The organism is Pseudomonas sp. TWP3-1 (genome assembly GCF_049896625.1).
Lineage (GTDB): Bacteria > Pseudomonadota > Gammaproteobacteria > Pseudomonadales > Pseudomonadaceae > Aquipseudomonas.
This window is the reverse complement of the sequence record NZ_JAFCUQ010000004.1, coordinates 315756-328838: the sequence shown is the minus strand read 5'-3', so window position 1 is coordinate 328838 and position 13083 is coordinate 315756. Positions and strand designations below refer to the sequence as shown.

Annotated in this window: 16 protein-coding genes and 1 pseudogene; 7 read left to right on the top strand and 10 right to left on the bottom strand. The window is 59.4% G+C overall.

Annotation, left to right across the window (positions count from 1 at the left end; genetic code table 11):
- Positions 1-24 precede the first annotated feature (24 nt).
- Together ACP7BN_RS08610 and ACP7BN_RS08605 are read right to left on the bottom strand one after the other, a co-directional pair.
- A pseudogene (locus ACP7BN_RS08610) lies at positions 25-1251 on the bottom strand (winged helix-turn-helix domain-containing protein).
- Between the two features lie 64 nt (positions 1252-1315).
- Positions 1316-1531, bottom strand: coding sequence for a DUF1127 domain-containing protein (locus ACP7BN_RS08605; RefSeq protein WP_426203209.1), 216 nt, complete (start codon positions 1529-1531; stop codon positions 1316-1318).
- 97 nt (positions 1532-1628) lie between these two features.
- Between ACP7BN_RS08605 and ACP7BN_RS08600 the strand changes: the two genes are divergently transcribed.
- A complete protein-coding gene (locus tag ACP7BN_RS08600) occupies positions 1629-2483 on the top strand; it encodes a LysR substrate-binding domain-containing protein (protein ID WP_026000633.1) in 855 nt (284 codons plus the stop codon).
- On the opposite strand, the gene ACP7BN_RS08595 is transcribed toward ACP7BN_RS08600, so the two are convergent.
- Positions 2473-3222, bottom strand: coding sequence for a sulfite exporter TauE/SafE family protein (locus tag ACP7BN_RS08595; protein ID WP_426203207.1), 750 nt, complete (start codon positions 3220-3222; stop codon positions 2473-2475). The genes ACP7BN_RS08600 and ACP7BN_RS08595 overlap by 11 nt on opposite strands.
- A gap of 111 nt (positions 3223-3333) precedes the next feature.
- Here ACP7BN_RS08595 and ACP7BN_RS08590 point away from each other — a divergent pair, with 111 nt between their 5' ends.
- The 3 genes from ACP7BN_RS08590 to ACP7BN_RS08580 all read left to right on the top strand — a co-directional run bounded on the left by ACP7BN_RS08590 (position 3334) and on the right by ACP7BN_RS08580 (position 5818).
- Positions 3334-4296 (top strand): LysR family transcriptional regulator, encoded by a 963-nt coding sequence (locus ACP7BN_RS08590; RefSeq protein ID WP_426203205.1) that lies wholly within the window; start codon positions 3334-3336, stop codon positions 4294-4296.
- Positions 4297-4359: 63 nt separating this feature from the next.
- Positions 4360-4824, top strand: a complete 465-nt coding sequence (locus ACP7BN_RS08585) for a MarR family winged helix-turn-helix transcriptional regulator (RefSeq protein WP_426203203.1) — start codon at positions 4360-4362, stop codon at positions 4822-4824.
- A gap of 574 nt (positions 4825-5398) precedes the next feature.
- Positions 5399-5818 (top strand): organic hydroperoxide resistance protein, encoded by a 420-nt coding sequence (locus tag ACP7BN_RS08580; protein WP_420646652.1) that lies wholly within the window; start codon positions 5399-5401, stop codon positions 5816-5818.
- A 68-nt stretch (positions 5819-5886) separates the two neighbouring features.
- Here the strand turns inward: ACP7BN_RS08580 and ACP7BN_RS08575 are convergent, their stop codons facing one another.
- Both ACP7BN_RS08575 and earP read right to left on the bottom strand, forming a co-directional pair.
- Positions 5887-6456: an elongation factor P gene (locus ACP7BN_RS08575; protein ID WP_223483792.1), complete on the bottom strand. Its 570-nt coding sequence runs from the start codon at positions 6454-6456 to the stop codon at positions 5887-5889.
- 48 nt (positions 6457-6504) lie between these two features.
- Complete coding sequence (earP, locus tag ACP7BN_RS08570; protein WP_426203199.1) at positions 6505-7647, bottom strand: elongation factor P maturation arginine rhamnosyltransferase EarP; 1143 nt, start codon at positions 7645-7647, stop codon at positions 6505-6507.
- Positions 7648-7771: 124 nt separating this feature from the next.
- Between earP and ACP7BN_RS08565 the strand changes: the two genes are divergently transcribed.
- Both ACP7BN_RS08565 and ACP7BN_RS08560 read left to right on the top strand, forming a co-directional pair.
- A complete protein-coding gene (locus ACP7BN_RS08565; RefSeq protein WP_426203197.1) occupies positions 7772-8185 on the top strand; it encodes a hypothetical protein in 414 nt (137 codons plus the stop codon).
- Positions 8186-8187: 2 nt separating this feature from the next.
- Entirely contained in the window at positions 8188-8670 is a 483-nt protein-coding gene (locus tag ACP7BN_RS08560) for a GreA/GreB family elongation factor (protein ID WP_426203195.1), read from the top strand.
- Positions 8671-8678: 8 nt separating this feature from the next.
- Here the strand turns inward: ACP7BN_RS08560 and cysB are convergent, their stop codons facing one another.
- The 5 genes from cysB to ACP7BN_RS08535 form a co-directional block, all read right to left on the bottom strand.
- Positions 8679-9653, bottom strand: coding sequence for an HTH-type transcriptional regulator CysB (gene cysB / locus ACP7BN_RS08555; protein ID WP_093224933.1), 975 nt, complete (start codon positions 9651-9653; stop codon positions 8679-8681).
- A gap of 112 nt (positions 9654-9765) precedes the next feature.
- Positions 9766-10269 (bottom strand): universal stress protein, encoded by a 504-nt coding sequence (locus tag ACP7BN_RS08550; protein WP_420646648.1) that lies wholly within the window; start codon positions 10267-10269, stop codon positions 9766-9768.
- A gap of 99 nt (positions 10270-10368) precedes the next feature.
- Positions 10369-11274, bottom strand: coding sequence for a 5'-nucleotidase (locus ACP7BN_RS08545; protein WP_426203191.1), 906 nt, complete (start codon positions 11272-11274; stop codon positions 10369-10371).
- A 23-nt stretch (positions 11275-11297) separates the two neighbouring features.
- Positions 11298-12254, bottom strand: coding sequence for a putative 2-dehydropantoate 2-reductase (locus ACP7BN_RS08540; RefSeq protein ID WP_426203189.1), 957 nt, complete (start codon positions 12252-12254; stop codon positions 11298-11300).
- Positions 12251-12637, bottom strand: coding sequence for a thioredoxin family protein (locus tag ACP7BN_RS08535; RefSeq protein WP_426203187.1), 387 nt, complete (start codon positions 12635-12637; stop codon positions 12251-12253). The genes ACP7BN_RS08540 and ACP7BN_RS08535 overlap by 4 nt, the downstream gene beginning before the upstream one ends.
- Here ACP7BN_RS08535 and ACP7BN_RS08530 point away from each other — a divergent pair.
- On the top strand, positions 12636-13079 hold the full coding sequence (locus tag ACP7BN_RS08530) for a PilZ domain-containing protein (protein WP_426203184.1): 444 nt from the start codon (positions 12636-12638) through the stop codon (positions 13077-13079). The genes ACP7BN_RS08535 and ACP7BN_RS08530 overlap by 2 nt on opposite strands.
- The last annotated feature ends 4 nt before the right edge of the window (positions 13080-13083 follow it).

The following is a 13083-nucleotide window of genomic DNA, read 5'->3' as shown; positions in this document are numbered from 1 at the left end:
TGGCTTGCCAGCGATGAGGCCCGATCAGTCGCAGCCGATGTGAATCATAGCCACCCGGAGCCGACTGGCACTCTCGCGCTGACAATTGAGCTGCACTCGCTCAAGCCCCAACCAATCGGCCATCCGCCGCAGATTCAGCGCCAACGCCTGCATCCCCGCGTCATCCAGCCCCTGCTCCTCTTCATGCAGCGCATGCACCGCCAACCGCCCCAACGCTCGCTCCGCCCGCAGATCAACCCGCGCGGCAATCCGTTCGTTGTGCAGAAACGGCAACACGTAGTAGCCGAACACCCGCTTGTCCTGCGGCGTGTAGATCTCCAGCCGATAGCGGAAATCGAACAAGCGCTCAGTGCGGCTACGCTCCCAAATTAGCGAATCGAACGGTGACAACAGCGCACTGGCCTCGACCTTGCGCGGGATTTTCGACTCGGGCAGGCAATAGGCGATTTGCCGCCAACCGGCGACCTCGCAAGTCAGCAATTGCCCATCCTCGACCAGCTCAGCCAGACGCGGGCGGGCATCGCTGGGGTTCAAGCGGAAGTAATCACGCAGATCTTTCTCGGTGCCGACGCCCAACGCCGTTGCAGCGTGCAGCAACAAACCGCGTTGCGCCTCGGCCTCATCCGGCAACGGCTGTTGCAGGATTGACGCTGGCAGCACGCGCTCCGGCAAGTCATACAAACGCTCAAAACCACGGCGCCCGGCGACGGTGACTTCGCCCGCCGCGAACAGCCATTCCAGCGCATGCTTCTCGGCGCTCCAGTCCCACCAAGGCCCGGCCTTGTCCTGACGGGTCGAGACACTGCCCGCCCCTAACGCGCCCCGCTCCTCGACCAATCCCAGCACGCGGCGAATGGTTTCCTGCTGCTCACGACCAAACCGCGCCAATTGCTGATAAATGTCCGCGCCTTGTTTGGCGCGCTGCATACGCCAGTGCATCAGCGAATACATCGACAGCGGCAGCAACGACGCTTCGTGGCCCCAGTATTCGAACAAAGTACGACGCCGGCCCGAACTCCAGGCAGCCTAGTCGAGCAATTCAGAAGAGTAAGAACCAAGGCGGGAAAACAGCGGCAAGTAGTGCGAGCGCACCACCGCGTTGACGGAATCGATTTGCAGCAGACCGAGCCGTTCGATCAGCCGGTTGAGATGCGGCGCTTTGACGACCGGCGGCTGGCGCCCGTTGAACCCTTGGGCGGCCAGTGCCAGACGTCGAGCCTGTTTAATGGAAAAGGACAAAGTCGCGGGCATGAGCATCTCCGTGTCTGCTCGCAACCTACCTCACCGCAAAGGGTTTTGTGTAGCGCCGCCCTCATCATTTATGCATCGGATCGTCCCAGAACGGCCGCACTAACTCATGCTCGACATCGGCACGGCTAACGCCGATATCCTTCAGCGCTTCGTCGCTCAGGCTGGCGAGCAGTTCACGCTCGCGGTGCAGTTCGTACCAGCGGTTGAATTTATGCAACAGATCGGAAATGAGATGGACCGAAACGCGCTCATCACTTACATACGCTTTTTGACCTTTCATCGTGTCGCCCTCCTTTAGGGATGGCTTCAGTCTCGCGCCAGGACTACGATCAATCCAACGAATGTTTCTGATGGCAAGCATCACGGAGATTCATCAATTGTCCGCCTACCCCAGTATCGATACCGATGTTCTGCGCACCTTTGTCGCGATTGCCGATCAGGGCGGTTTCACCCGCGCCGGCGAAATGGTCAACCGCACGCAGTCGGCGGTGAGCATGCAGATGAAGCGTCTGGAAGAAGACGTGTTGCAGCGCCAATTGTTCGAGCGCGACGGGCGTCAGGTGCGACTGACTGCCGAAGGCCAGGTTTTGTTGGGTTACGCACGACGCATCCTCAAGCTGCACAGCGAGGTGTTCAACACCTTGCGCGAGCCGCACATGGTCGGCACGGTGCGGATTGGCACGCCGGACGACTATGTGATGCGCTTCCTGCCGGGGATTCTGTCGCGCTTCGCCCAGTTCTATCCGCTGATCCAGATTGAAGTGCATTGCGAATCGACCAAACAGTTGCTGCAACGTACCGATCTGGATTTGTCGATCGTGACCCGCGAACCGGGCAACGAGATTGGTCAGTTACTGCGCAAGGAGCGTTTCGTCTGGGCCGAGGCGCAGAATTTCAGCGCCCACGAGCAGACGCCGTTGCCGCTGGCGATGTTCAACAGTGACTGTTTCTGCCGCTTGTGGGCGTGCAATGCGCTGGACGCAATGGGCCGCGATTACCGCATCGCCTACAACAGCACCAGCCTGTCGGCGCTGATGGCGGTGGTCAGCGCGGGTCTGGCGATCACCGCGCAACTGGAAAGCCTGATCACCCCGGACATGCGCATTCTCGGCGCTGCCGAAGATCTGCCGCTGCTGCCCGAGGCGAGCATCATGCTGATCCGCAACTTGAACAATCCGTCGCCGATCACCGAGTGCCTGGCCGAGCACATCGTCGAAGGCTTCAAACTTTAAAGGCGAGCATCAGCGCGCACAGCACCAGAAAACCGCAGAACAGCCCACGCAGGAGTTTTTCAGGCATCGCGTGGGCGATCTTCACGCCCCAACTGATGCTCAGTAAACCGCCAACCGCCAACGGCAGGCCGATCATCCAGTCCACCTCGTGATGCACCGCGTAAGTCACCAGCGTGACGCCAGTGCTCGGCAAGGCAAGCGCCAGCGACAAACCCTGCGCGACCACTTGCGTGGTGCCGAACAGGCTGGTCAAAACCGGCGTCGCCACCACCGCCCCGCCCACTCCGAACAAACCGCCCATGGTGCCGGACGCCGCGCCCAGCACGCCAAGCCACGGCCATGAGTAGCGCATTTCGGAAGTGGTCGACGGCCGCGCGCCGAACATGCGGATCAGGTTGTACGCCGACAGCACCACCAGAAACGCGACGAAGCCGATGCGCATGGTTTGTGCGTCGATGCCCACCGCCCAGATCGAACCGAGCCAGGCAAAACAGAAACCCATCAGCGCCAGTGGCAACGCGTGGCGCAGTTCGATGCGATTGCGCTGGTGATAACGCCACAGCGCCAGCATCACGTTGGGCACCACCATCACCAGCGCCGTACCTTGCGCGAGTTGTTGATCGAGGCCGAACCACACGCCGAGCAATGGAATCGCGATCAGGCCACCGCCGATACCGAAGATGCCACCCAGGGTGCCGAGGGCGGCGCCAAACAACAGGTACAACAAGAACTCGATCACAGCACCATCCTCATATGTCAGGCGAGTCATCCTACGCAGTCGACGCTGGCACGGAAACGCACAGCAACGCACAATGGCTGTGCCAACTTCGCACAAGCAGCGGTTATAGCCATGAATCCCAATCAACTGACCGACCAGCTCGGCTTGTTTCTCGATGTTCTTGAGAGCGGCAGCTTTTCCGCCGCATCGCGCCGCCATCCGCTGACACCTTCGGCGGTCGCACGGCGTATCGACAGTCTCGAAGCGGCAGTCGGCAGTCAGTTGTTTATCCGCAGCACTCATGCGGTGCGCGCCACACCGGCCGGTCTGGCATTTGCTGAACGGGCGCGGCGGATTGTTGCCGAGCTGCAACTGGCTCGAGCGGAAGCCGTGTCGCTGAGCAGTGCACCGGAAGGCTTGATTCGGGTCGATGCCCCCGCCGCGTTCGGCCGCCGGCATCTGGCGCCGGTGATTGCCGATTTTCTGGTGCTGTACCCGGGGCTCGATGTGCAGTTGCATCTGATCGACAGTTTCGTCGACATGGGCGGCTCGAACCTGGGCAAGGTCGATCTGGTGCTGCGTGCCGGACAACTGGCTGACACGCGACTGGTCGCCACGCCGCTGGCGAGCATGGTGCGCATCGCCTGCGCCAGCCCCGAATACCTGCATCGGCGTGGCGTACCGAGCGATCCGGCGCAACTCGGCGAGCATGACGGCCTCGACTGGGAAGGCCTCGCCCCGCCCTTCGCCTGGCGCTTCGAACGCGACGGACAGATGCAATTGCAGCGTCCAGCGCGGATTCGCATGAGTGCCAACAATGCCGAAGCGCTGGTCTGTGGCGCACTCGCGGGGCTGGGCATCGCGCACTTGCCGACGTGGCTGGCCAGCGAATACCTGTTGCGTGGCGAATTGCTGCCGCTGTTTTGCGAGAACGGCCTGCCGAAGCCGGAATCCACAGGTATTTATGCACTGCGTCTTGAGCAACAAGCCAGTTCGCGCAGCCGTTTGTTGCTGGAATACCTGAAAACCCGCTTCAGCCCGGTACCGCCATGGGACTTGGCGCTGCAACGGGATCTGCAGCGGCACGCTGGCTAGAATTATCTGGCGCGTTAAAGATTCGGACGCTAGATTCATCCCATTACTGATCAAGGCTTTGACATGACCACCGACCGTACTACCACCGACCATTGCGCAGAACTGTTACTGGACAACCAGGCGTGCTTCGCGCTGCATTCGACTTCGCTGATGATGACCAAGGTCTATAAGCCGCTGTTGCAAGCGCTGGGCCTGACCTATCCGCAGTATCTGGCAATGATGGTGCTGTGGGAGAAGGATGGTTTGACTGTCGGAGAAATCAGCACGCGTTTGTTGACCGATCCGGGATCATTGACGCCGTTGCTCAAGCGACTTGAAGTCGAAGGTGTGCTCAGCCGCACTCGGAGCCGTGAGGATGAGCGGGTGGTGATTGTCGAACTGACCGCCAAGGGCCGAGCGCTGCAGGAGCAGGCGCGGAGTGTTCCGCCGTGCATCCTTGGCGCCAGCGGTTTTAGCCTGGAACGGTTGCAGAATCTACAGAGCGAATTGCAGGCGTTGCGCGGTCATCTGCAGGAAAGCCTGATCTAAGGCCTGCACCTGACTCCTGTGGGAGCTGACTTGCCAGCGATGGCGTCGGGGCGGGCGGTGGTTTTTTTTGGTGTGCATATCCGTTGCTGCGGTGATGGCTTATCGGGGTTCCGCCCTGACGGCGGGTCACTTTGGCAAATGCCCCAAAGTAACCAAAGGTCTTTCACCCTGACGTTAGGCCCTCGCTGTGGCTCGGGTTCCTTCGCTCCGGGATCGATCCGGGGGCATCGCCTACGGTTTGCTTCGCTGCACCTCCTCTCGATGTGTTTGGCTGCGCCAAACGTCGCTTCGCTCCCTCCCCCGGATCAATCCCTCCACTCAGCCTGCCGATGGGCGTTTGAGATCAAGAGCTTTACTCGAGCTAACGCTCATTGTGTTGAGTGGTGAAAAGCGAAGTGCGGTTCTCGGGTGTATCCCAGCCCTGTGGTAGCTGGCTTCCACATGATTTCCCACGAGACAGAAAAATCTGAATATTTATCTTGCGCACTAAACATTAGCGCGATACATTCGCCTCGCACTTAGTTAACGCGCAAACAATTAGCGCACATAACCCACATCGTTCGAGGCTCAGACCATGCAAACTCTCTACACCGCAATCGCAACCTCCACTGGCGGCCGTGACGGTCGTGCGATTTCCAGCGACAACGTGCTCGACGTAAAACTCGCCACTCCGAAAGAACTCGGTGGTGCCGGCGGTGCAGCGACCAACCCTGAGCAACTGTTCGCTGCGGGCTATTCGGCCTGCTTCATCGGCGCGCTGAAATTCGTTGCCAGCCAGACCAAGCGCACTATCCCGAACGACGCCGCGATCACTGCGCATGTCGGCATCGGCCAGATCCCTGGCGGTTTCGGTCTGGACATCGACCTGCACATCAGCCTGCCGGGCCTGGAACAAGCCGACGCACAAAGCCTGGTCGACGCCGCCCACCAGGTTTGCCCGTACTCCAACGCCACTCGCGGCAATGTCGAAGTACGTCTGCACGTCACCGTCTGACGGCAAATCGCAGGCACAAAAAAGCCCGACTCGATGGTCGGGCTTTTTCTTTCCGTAAAAAACGGTGCTTATTTGGCACGGCCTTTGTAGGAACCGCCTTCGCGGGTGTCGATCTCGATCTTGTCACCGATTTCGATGAAGTCAGCAACTTGCAGCTCGGTACCGTTGCTCAGCTTGGCTGGCTTCATTACTTTGCCGGAAGTGTCGCCGCGAGCCGAACCTTCGGTGTAGTCAACTACACGTACGATGGTGGTCGGCAGTTCTACCGAAACCAGACGCTCTTCGAAGAAGATCGCTTCGCAAACATCGGTCATGCCTTCTTCAACGAAAGGCAGAACAGCTTCGATGTCTTCAGCGTTCAGCTCGTACATGGTGTAGTCAGTGGTGTCCATGAACGTGTAGGAGTCGCCGCTGATGAAGGACAGGGTCGCTTCTTTGCGGTCGAGGATCACGTCGTCCAGTTTGTCGTCGGCGCTGTAAACGATCTCGGTCTTGTAGCCGGTCAGCAGGTTTTTCAGCTTGGTCTTCATGATCGCGCTGTTACGGCCCGACTTGGTGAACTCAGCTTTCTGCACCAGCCAAGGATCGTTTTCGAGACGGATCACCATCCCGGGTTTCAGTTCTTTACCAGTTTTCATTACGAATATCCGAATTTGGATGGGATTTACAAAAATCTAGGCCGCGTATCATATCCAATTTAGGTAAAAGCTTACCAGCGCTGCGGCAAGATCAGCCTGCAAGGCCTGTTCCAGACACCATTGTTCGGCATGCTTTTGCAGCTCGGGCCAATGTTCGCGGGCCGCGAGCCAGTGCGTGTCGATGGGTTGGCCGGCGTTCCAGGCGTGCCACAGACCGTTGATCGCCTCGGCCGCAGCCGGCGAGAGACCTTTCGTATAGATATTCAGGAAGGCGTCGAGCTTGTCCAGATGGATGTCTTCGTCTTGCTGATAGATGTGCCAGAGCATCGGTCGTGCGGCCCATTGCGCGCGCACGAACGAATCTTCGCCGCGCACCGCGTTGAAATCGCAGCACCAGAGCAATTGATCGTATTGATCCTGGCGCACGAACGGCAGCACCTGCACGGAGAGTGACTGACGCACGTGCAAAGCGCCCGCCGCCAGCGAATCCGCACCGAGCCAGCGCGCTACATCGCCGAGAATCCGCCCTTCCGGCACCAGCAAATGCGTTGGCGTGGCATCGGCGGCCAGCACATCCAGCCAACTGGCCAGCCCGGCGTTTTCGTAGGCAAACAGCGAAATCAGCTGTGATCCGGGGGCAGGGTCGATCCCCAGCTCTTGCAGGAATTGTCGCTGCGCTTCCGGATCTTGCTGAAATGTCTGACGCCGCTCCAGCAATCCGTGCTCACGCAACAACCCACCAGTGTCTGGATGAAAGCCAGGAAAGAAGAAGATCTTCTGCACCGACTTGTATTTCACCGACGGCAGACCATGGCAACCGACTACCCAGTCTTCGGCGCTGAGGTAATCGAGATTGAGCCACAACGGTGGCTTGTCCCGCGCGGCCATGGCGTCCATGTAGGCGCCGGGCAATTGGCAGGCGAACGCGGCGATCACTACGTCGGCAGAATCTGCTTGCGGCCACTCGCTTGGCCAGTGGCGAACCTCCACGCCTTGTTGGGTTTGCTGTTGAAGACTGGCGTCGATCTGCGGGCAGATCTTCTCGAACGCGCGCAAGTCATCGACCCATAACCGCACGTTCACTGCATGCTCGGCCACCAGTTGCCGGGCCAGTCGCCAGGTCACGCCGATGTCACCGAAGTTGTCGACCACGGTGCAAAAGATGTCCCAGCGGGTGTTCACTTGCGGCATTCCTGACTCCCGTTGGCAAAAGTGCTGATTGTCCGCATAAATCTGTCGGTGCAGAAGAGCCGACGGCGATTAATCTTTCTGCGACAATCGCCACTTGCCCGCATTCATCCGCCAGGAGGCAGTCATGCCCTACCGTCCCAACCCGCGTCGCCCCTTGCCTGTTCAGCTTAGCGCGCTGCAATTGACCGGCAGCATTGCCTTGGGACTGTGGCTGGGTTTCCTGGCGATCGCACTGACCTGCTGGCTGGCCTCGATGCTCTTTAGCAAGCAACTCGCGCCAGTCGCCGAAGCCGTGCAGCAGTTGAGCAAACCACCCGTGGTAATTCAGCCGGAACCCGCGCCGCAACCGGAGCCGCAAAACCGCATGTTCGAGCAATACGAAGAAAACCTGCGCAAGAATGAACAGGCGCAACGTCTGGATGCAGCGCGCGCCAGCAGTCGTAATCAGGCGAATCCGAAATGCCAGTTCTGGCTGCAACAGGACAAGAATGCCCCGAGCGAAAAAAGTCGCGCCAACGTCCTGCAATTTTGCGATTGATCATGAACAAGCAAACCGTGCACCAATTAATTCTCGACAAACTGCGGCTTGACCTGGACATCGCCGAGCGCGCCGCACAGACCGCTTACGAAACTGCGACTCACGAAGAGAACATCGCCGAAAACAAGTACGACACTTTGGGGCTGGAGGCGTCTTATCTGGCGGCCGGTCAGGCCAAGCGGGTCGAGGAAATTCGTCAGTCGTTGTTGCTGTGCCAGAACATGGTTCTGCGTGCATATGACGACCAGCGGGGAATCGAAATCGGTGCCCTGCTCGGTCTGGAAGACGAAAAGGGTCGCGAACAATGGCTGTTTCTGGCCCCGGATGCGGCGGGCCTGAAGATCGACATGGTCGGTCAGCCGATTACCGTCATCACCCCGCGCTCACCGCTGGGCAAAAGCCTGCTGGGCAAGTTCGAGGGTGATGAGGTGGAGATTCTGGTGGCGGGCGCTCGGCAACAGTTTGCTGTCACCGAGGTGCTCTAGAAGATCGCTTAGTGGACCGGCAGTTCGACGCCGTCGAACAGCTCTTCCAGTTCCTGCTTGTTGTGGCAGGCAATGGCTTTGGCCATGACTTCACGAGTCAGGTGCGGCGCGAATTTCTCTATGAAGTCGCACATGAAGCCACGCAGAAAGGTCCCGCGACGGAAACCGATCTTGGTCACACTGGACTCGAACAGTTCGCTGGCATCGAGCACCACCAGATCGTTATCGAGTTTGGTATCCACGGCCATCTTCGCCACGATGCCGACGCCCAGACCCAGACGCACGTAGGTTTTGATCACGTCGGCGTCGGCCGCGGTGAACACTACCTTCGGCGTCAGGCCACGATGGCTGAAAGCTTCGTCGAGTTTCGAACGGCCGGTGAAACCGAACACGTAAGTCACGATCGGGTATTCGGCCAATGCTTCGAGCGTCAGCTTCGGCAGTTTGGTCAGCGGGTGGCCCTGCGGCACGACCACGCAGCGGTTCCAGCGGTAGCACGGCATCATCACCAGATCGCCGAACAGCTCCAGCGCTTCAGTGGCGATGGCGAAATCGACGGTGCCGTCAGCGGCCATTTCAGCGATCTGCATCGGCGACCCCTGGTGCATGTGTAGCGCCACGTCCGGGTATTGCTTGATGAAATTGCTGATGACCGGCGGCAACGCGTAACGCGCCTGGGTGTGGGTGGTAGCGATCGACAGGGTGCCCTTCTTCTCGTTGGAGAATTCCTGGGCTATCTGCTTGATGCTTTCGACTTTCCGCAGAATCTCACCTGCGGTGGTGATGATGCGCTCGCCGGCCGGCGTGACGCGGGTCAGGTGCTTGCCGCTGCGGGCAAATACTTCGACGCCGAGTTCGTCTTCGAGAAGGCGGATTTGCTTACTGATGCCCGGTTGAGAGGTATAGAGGCTTTGGGCTGTAGCGGAAACGTTGAGGTCGTGGTGCGCCACTTCCCAGATGTAGCGCAGTTGTTGAAGCTTCATATGTGTCCCTCAAAGCAGGTAGACGCCACGGGCATCAGCGACGGTATATAACTATATTAATGGTTTGAAGAATAAATCTAGAACTTTTTTATCAAAGCGCCATTATTCTGCTTCAGCGATCCTCCCGGCGCCGACGCTCCACCAGCGGAACCATGTAAACCGGCACCGGGGCCATTTGCAGCACCCGCGCTGCCGTACGCCCCAGTGGTGTCTGCGCACCGACTCCATGGCTATGACTGCCTACGATCAGCAAATCGACAGAGAGTTTCTGCGCCTGATCAAGAATCACCTGCGCCGGATCGCCTTGCAGCACGCGTACCGCGCGAATCCGCAGCAGGTCTTGCTCGCCCTCGTCCCCCAGCTCTTCACGAAAGCTGTCGAGCACCCGCTGCTCGATATTGGCGATCACAGTTTTCAGACCCTGACTGTGAAATTCGTTCAACGCCTGCTCGTCGAGATAGCTCTGCAACACCGACTCGGCGAACAAGCCCATCGGCTCGACCGCGTGCACCACATACAAGTCGGCATTGAACGTTCGCGCCATCGCCAAGGCATGCTGCATCACTAACGGTGCGTACAGACCGAGGTCAGTGGCATACAGCATCGAACGAATCATATGACCTCCTCGCAAGCCAAGATTGGCGGAGATTTGATTCAGCTTAGCAGTGCCTTGGCGAGTACGACGTGTGACGCAACGTCTTGAACAATGTGGGCTTTAGGTCGCGGGCTCGTTGCTGATGCCGTGAGGCACGTGGCCGGTGGCGACCACTTCGCGCGCAAGCTCACAGTGACCGGCCTGATCGTCGAAAAACACGTCAGCGGCGAACGCTTCGAGAAATGCCGATTTGGTCAGTCCGCCAAGAAACAGTGACTCATCCAGACGAATATCCCATTCGCGCAAAGTGCGAATTACCCGCTCATGCGCAGGTGCCGAACGTGCGGTAACCAGCGCTGTGCGGATCGGGCAGTCCTCATCCGGAAACTCGCGCTGCAACAGATTGAGCGCCGCCAGAAAGCCTTTGAACGGGCCTCCGCGTAATGGCTCGCGTGCCGATTCGCGTTCTTTGGCCTGAAACGCTTCGAGTCCGCCGGACTGATAGACCCGCTCCGACTCATCGGAAAACAGCACCGCATCGCCGTCGAAAGCGATGCGCAATTCGTCACTCGCCGCACGACTGGCGCCACCGGACAAGATCGTCGCCGCGGCGAAACCAGCGTCAAGCGCGGCGCGCACATCTTCGGCGTGCGTGGAGAGAAACAGATCGCAGCCGAACGCCTTCAGATACGGATAAGGACTGCGCCCGCCAACGAACGCCGCGCGGGAAATCGCCAGGCCGTAATAAGTGATCGAGTTGAATACGCGCAGCCCGGTATCGGCGCTGTTGCGCGATACCAGAATCACCTCGACCCGCGCGCGACCGAGACGGCTGTTGAGGTTCAGCAGTTTTTCCACCAGCGGGAACGCATCACCCGGCGCGAGAATTTCGTCCTCGTGCTCGATCTGATATTGCCGGTAGGCCTCGACACCGCTCGCCAGATAAATCTTGTGGCTCTCGCTCAGGTCGAACAGCGCTCGCGAGGAAATCGCCAGCACCAGTTTGTCATCGATATTCTTGGCCATGCATTTCCCCCAAAGCGACCGGCTTAAACGCTACGCCGGTCGATAAAACTCAAACTGCGATACAGCGCTTCAATCCCCGGCAACTCACAACCGGCCGCCTTCGCCGCTGCCAGTGGCCGAGCGTAAATGGCTGCCAGTTCCAGCGGACGCTTGTGCAAAAAATCGTGATGCATGCTCGGCCAGTAATCGGGCAATTTCTCGGTCATGCCGAATAGAAAATCAGCGTAACCCGCCGGGATGTCGTGACCACAGGCCTTGGCGCCCTGCACTACTTCGGCCATCAGATCCTTGATCAGCGCGCGGCTGTCGGCATCGGCCATCAGCGGCGTAGTGCTCGCGCCGAGTAATACTGAAAGCCCGTTGTAAGGGATGTTCCACACCAGTTTCTGCCAGCGCGCCTGATGCAGATTGGCCATGGCCTGCGAGTCGATGCCAGCACTGCGGAACAGTCCGGCGCCCTCCTCGACGATTGCCATGCGTGCTGCGTCATCCGGCGCCGGGCCGCTGTGGTAGCCGACATTCACCGAGCCCAAAGCTTGATGAGTGATCAAGCCCGGACCCTCGCGGTGTACGCAAATCAGGCACAAGCCGCCGAGCAGATGCAGGGAGTCGGGCAACAACTCACGCAGGCTGTCTTCGACATCCAGGCCGTTTTGCAGCAACAGCACTTTCGCATCGGGCTTGGCCGCATGAATGATTGCAGGCGCCAGATCGGCGTTGCTGTGGGTCTTGGCACCGACCAGCAGCCAGTCGCAGGCTGGCATATCGTCGGCCTTGGAATAGGCCTGCGCAGGATTCAACGTGAGCAAACCGTGCACCGCGCTATCCACCTGCAAGCCGCGCTCGGCCACGGCGGCAAATTCGCTGCGCAACAGAAAGTGCACATCGAAACCGGCGCGCGCCAGCATCACGCCGTAGAAACCACCGATTGCCCCGGTGCCGATGATCCCGACCACCGGCTTATTGACTGCCCCCATCATGGCAACTCCTCTGCAGTTCGACCCAGCGCCTGGGCCACGGCTATGTTCAGCTCGTCGGCGCTCAGACGCGTGTGCAACGCCCCAAAGAATTCGCCGTCGCGCACCACAAACAGCGCCGGCAAATGAAACACCTGATAACGCTCGACCAGCCCACCGCTGTCACCGGCATCGATCCAGCACAGGCGATCGACGGCCAGTTCGAGCCCCGGCAAAACTTCGCGGGCAAAGCGGCAACTGGCGCAGCCAACACTGGTGAAAATCACCAGCGAAACGCCATCCATCGCCAGCAGCCGTTGGTCGGCGTCGAAATCGGTCAGGTGCAATTCGACCACTATACTGGGGGAAACAATGTCAAATGGCCGACACAGGGAGTCTGTGCTCATGGGACGTTTCATTCCTCATCCGGAAGATGTGCCAGTCGAACTGACTTTGCTCACACCTGAGTGTATTTCGCGACAACGGCTGCACACTATCAGCCTCGGCGGCATCGCTTGCAATTACCACCGCGCCTGGCGCCATGGCACGGCGCTGCAAGTGCGCATGCCGACGCTGAATGCCGACTTCGCCTATCCGGGCTATGTCGCCTGGTGCCTGCGCCGTAAAAAGGGCTATCTGCTGGGGATTGCCTTCACTGATGAACAGACGCTGTTCAGCGCGCGAATGGGTGAGCAGGTGTGTCAGATCGAGCGTTTTTGCCGCATCAACGAAGCCCACGAAGACCTGCAGGATATTCAGGCGCGGGCGCTGCAATGGGTCGAGCAGCACGCCGATGAGTTCTCCCACGACAACGTGCGCAAGGCTTTTGCCGAGCAAACGCCGGATTAACTGG

Excerpts from the sequence above, each read along its gene's own strand:
- ACP7BN_RS08605 (WP_426203209.1), bottom strand. The coding sequence starts at position 1,531 with ATGAAAGGTCAAAAAGCGTATGTAAGTGATGAGCGCGTTTCGGTCCAT.
- ACP7BN_RS08590 (WP_426203205.1), top strand. The coding sequence starts at position 3,334 with ATGAATCCCAATCAACTGACCGACCAGCTCGGCTTGTTTCTCGATGTT.
- ACP7BN_RS08585 (WP_426203203.1), top strand. The coding sequence starts at position 4,360 with ATGACCACCGACCGTACTACCACCGACCATTGCGCAGAACTGTTACTG.
- ACP7BN_RS08580 (WP_420646652.1), top strand. The coding sequence starts at position 5,399 with ATGCAAACTCTCTACACCGCAATCGCAACCTCCACTGGCGGCCGTGAC.
- ACP7BN_RS08575 (WP_223483792.1), bottom strand. The coding sequence starts at position 6,456 with ATGAAAACTGGTAAAGAACTGAAACCCGGGATGGTGATCCGTCTCGAA.
- earP (WP_426203199.1), bottom strand. The coding sequence starts at position 7,647 with ATGCCGCAAGTGAACACCCGCTGGGACATCTTTTGCACCGTGGTCGAC.
- ACP7BN_RS08565 (WP_426203197.1), top strand. The coding sequence starts at position 7,772 with ATGCCCTACCGTCCCAACCCGCGTCGCCCCTTGCCTGTTCAGCTTAGC.
- ACP7BN_RS08560 (WP_426203195.1), top strand. The coding sequence starts at position 8,188 with ATGAACAAGCAAACCGTGCACCAATTAATTCTCGACAAACTGCGGCTT.
- cysB (WP_093224933.1), bottom strand. The coding sequence starts at position 9,653 with ATGAAGCTTCAACAACTGCGCTACATCTGGGAAGTGGCGCACCACGAC.
- ACP7BN_RS08550 (WP_420646648.1), bottom strand. The coding sequence starts at position 10,269 with ATGATTCGTTCGATGCTGTATGCCACTGACCTCGGTCTGTACGCACCG.
- ACP7BN_RS08545 (WP_426203191.1), bottom strand. The coding sequence starts at position 11,274 with ATGGCCAAGAATATCGATGACAAACTGGTGCTGGCGATTTCCTCGCGA.
- ACP7BN_RS08540 (WP_426203189.1), bottom strand. The coding sequence starts at position 12,254 with ATGATGGGGGCAGTCAATAAGCCGGTGGTCGGGATCATCGGCACCGGG.
- ACP7BN_RS08530 (WP_426203184.1), top strand. The coding sequence starts at position 12,636 with ATGGGACGTTTCATTCCTCATCCGGAAGATGTGCCAGTCGAACTGACT.
- ACP7BN_RS08535 (WP_426203187.1), bottom strand. The coding sequence starts at position 12,637 with ATGAGCACAGACTCCCTGTGTCGGCCATTTGACATTGTTTCCCCCAGT.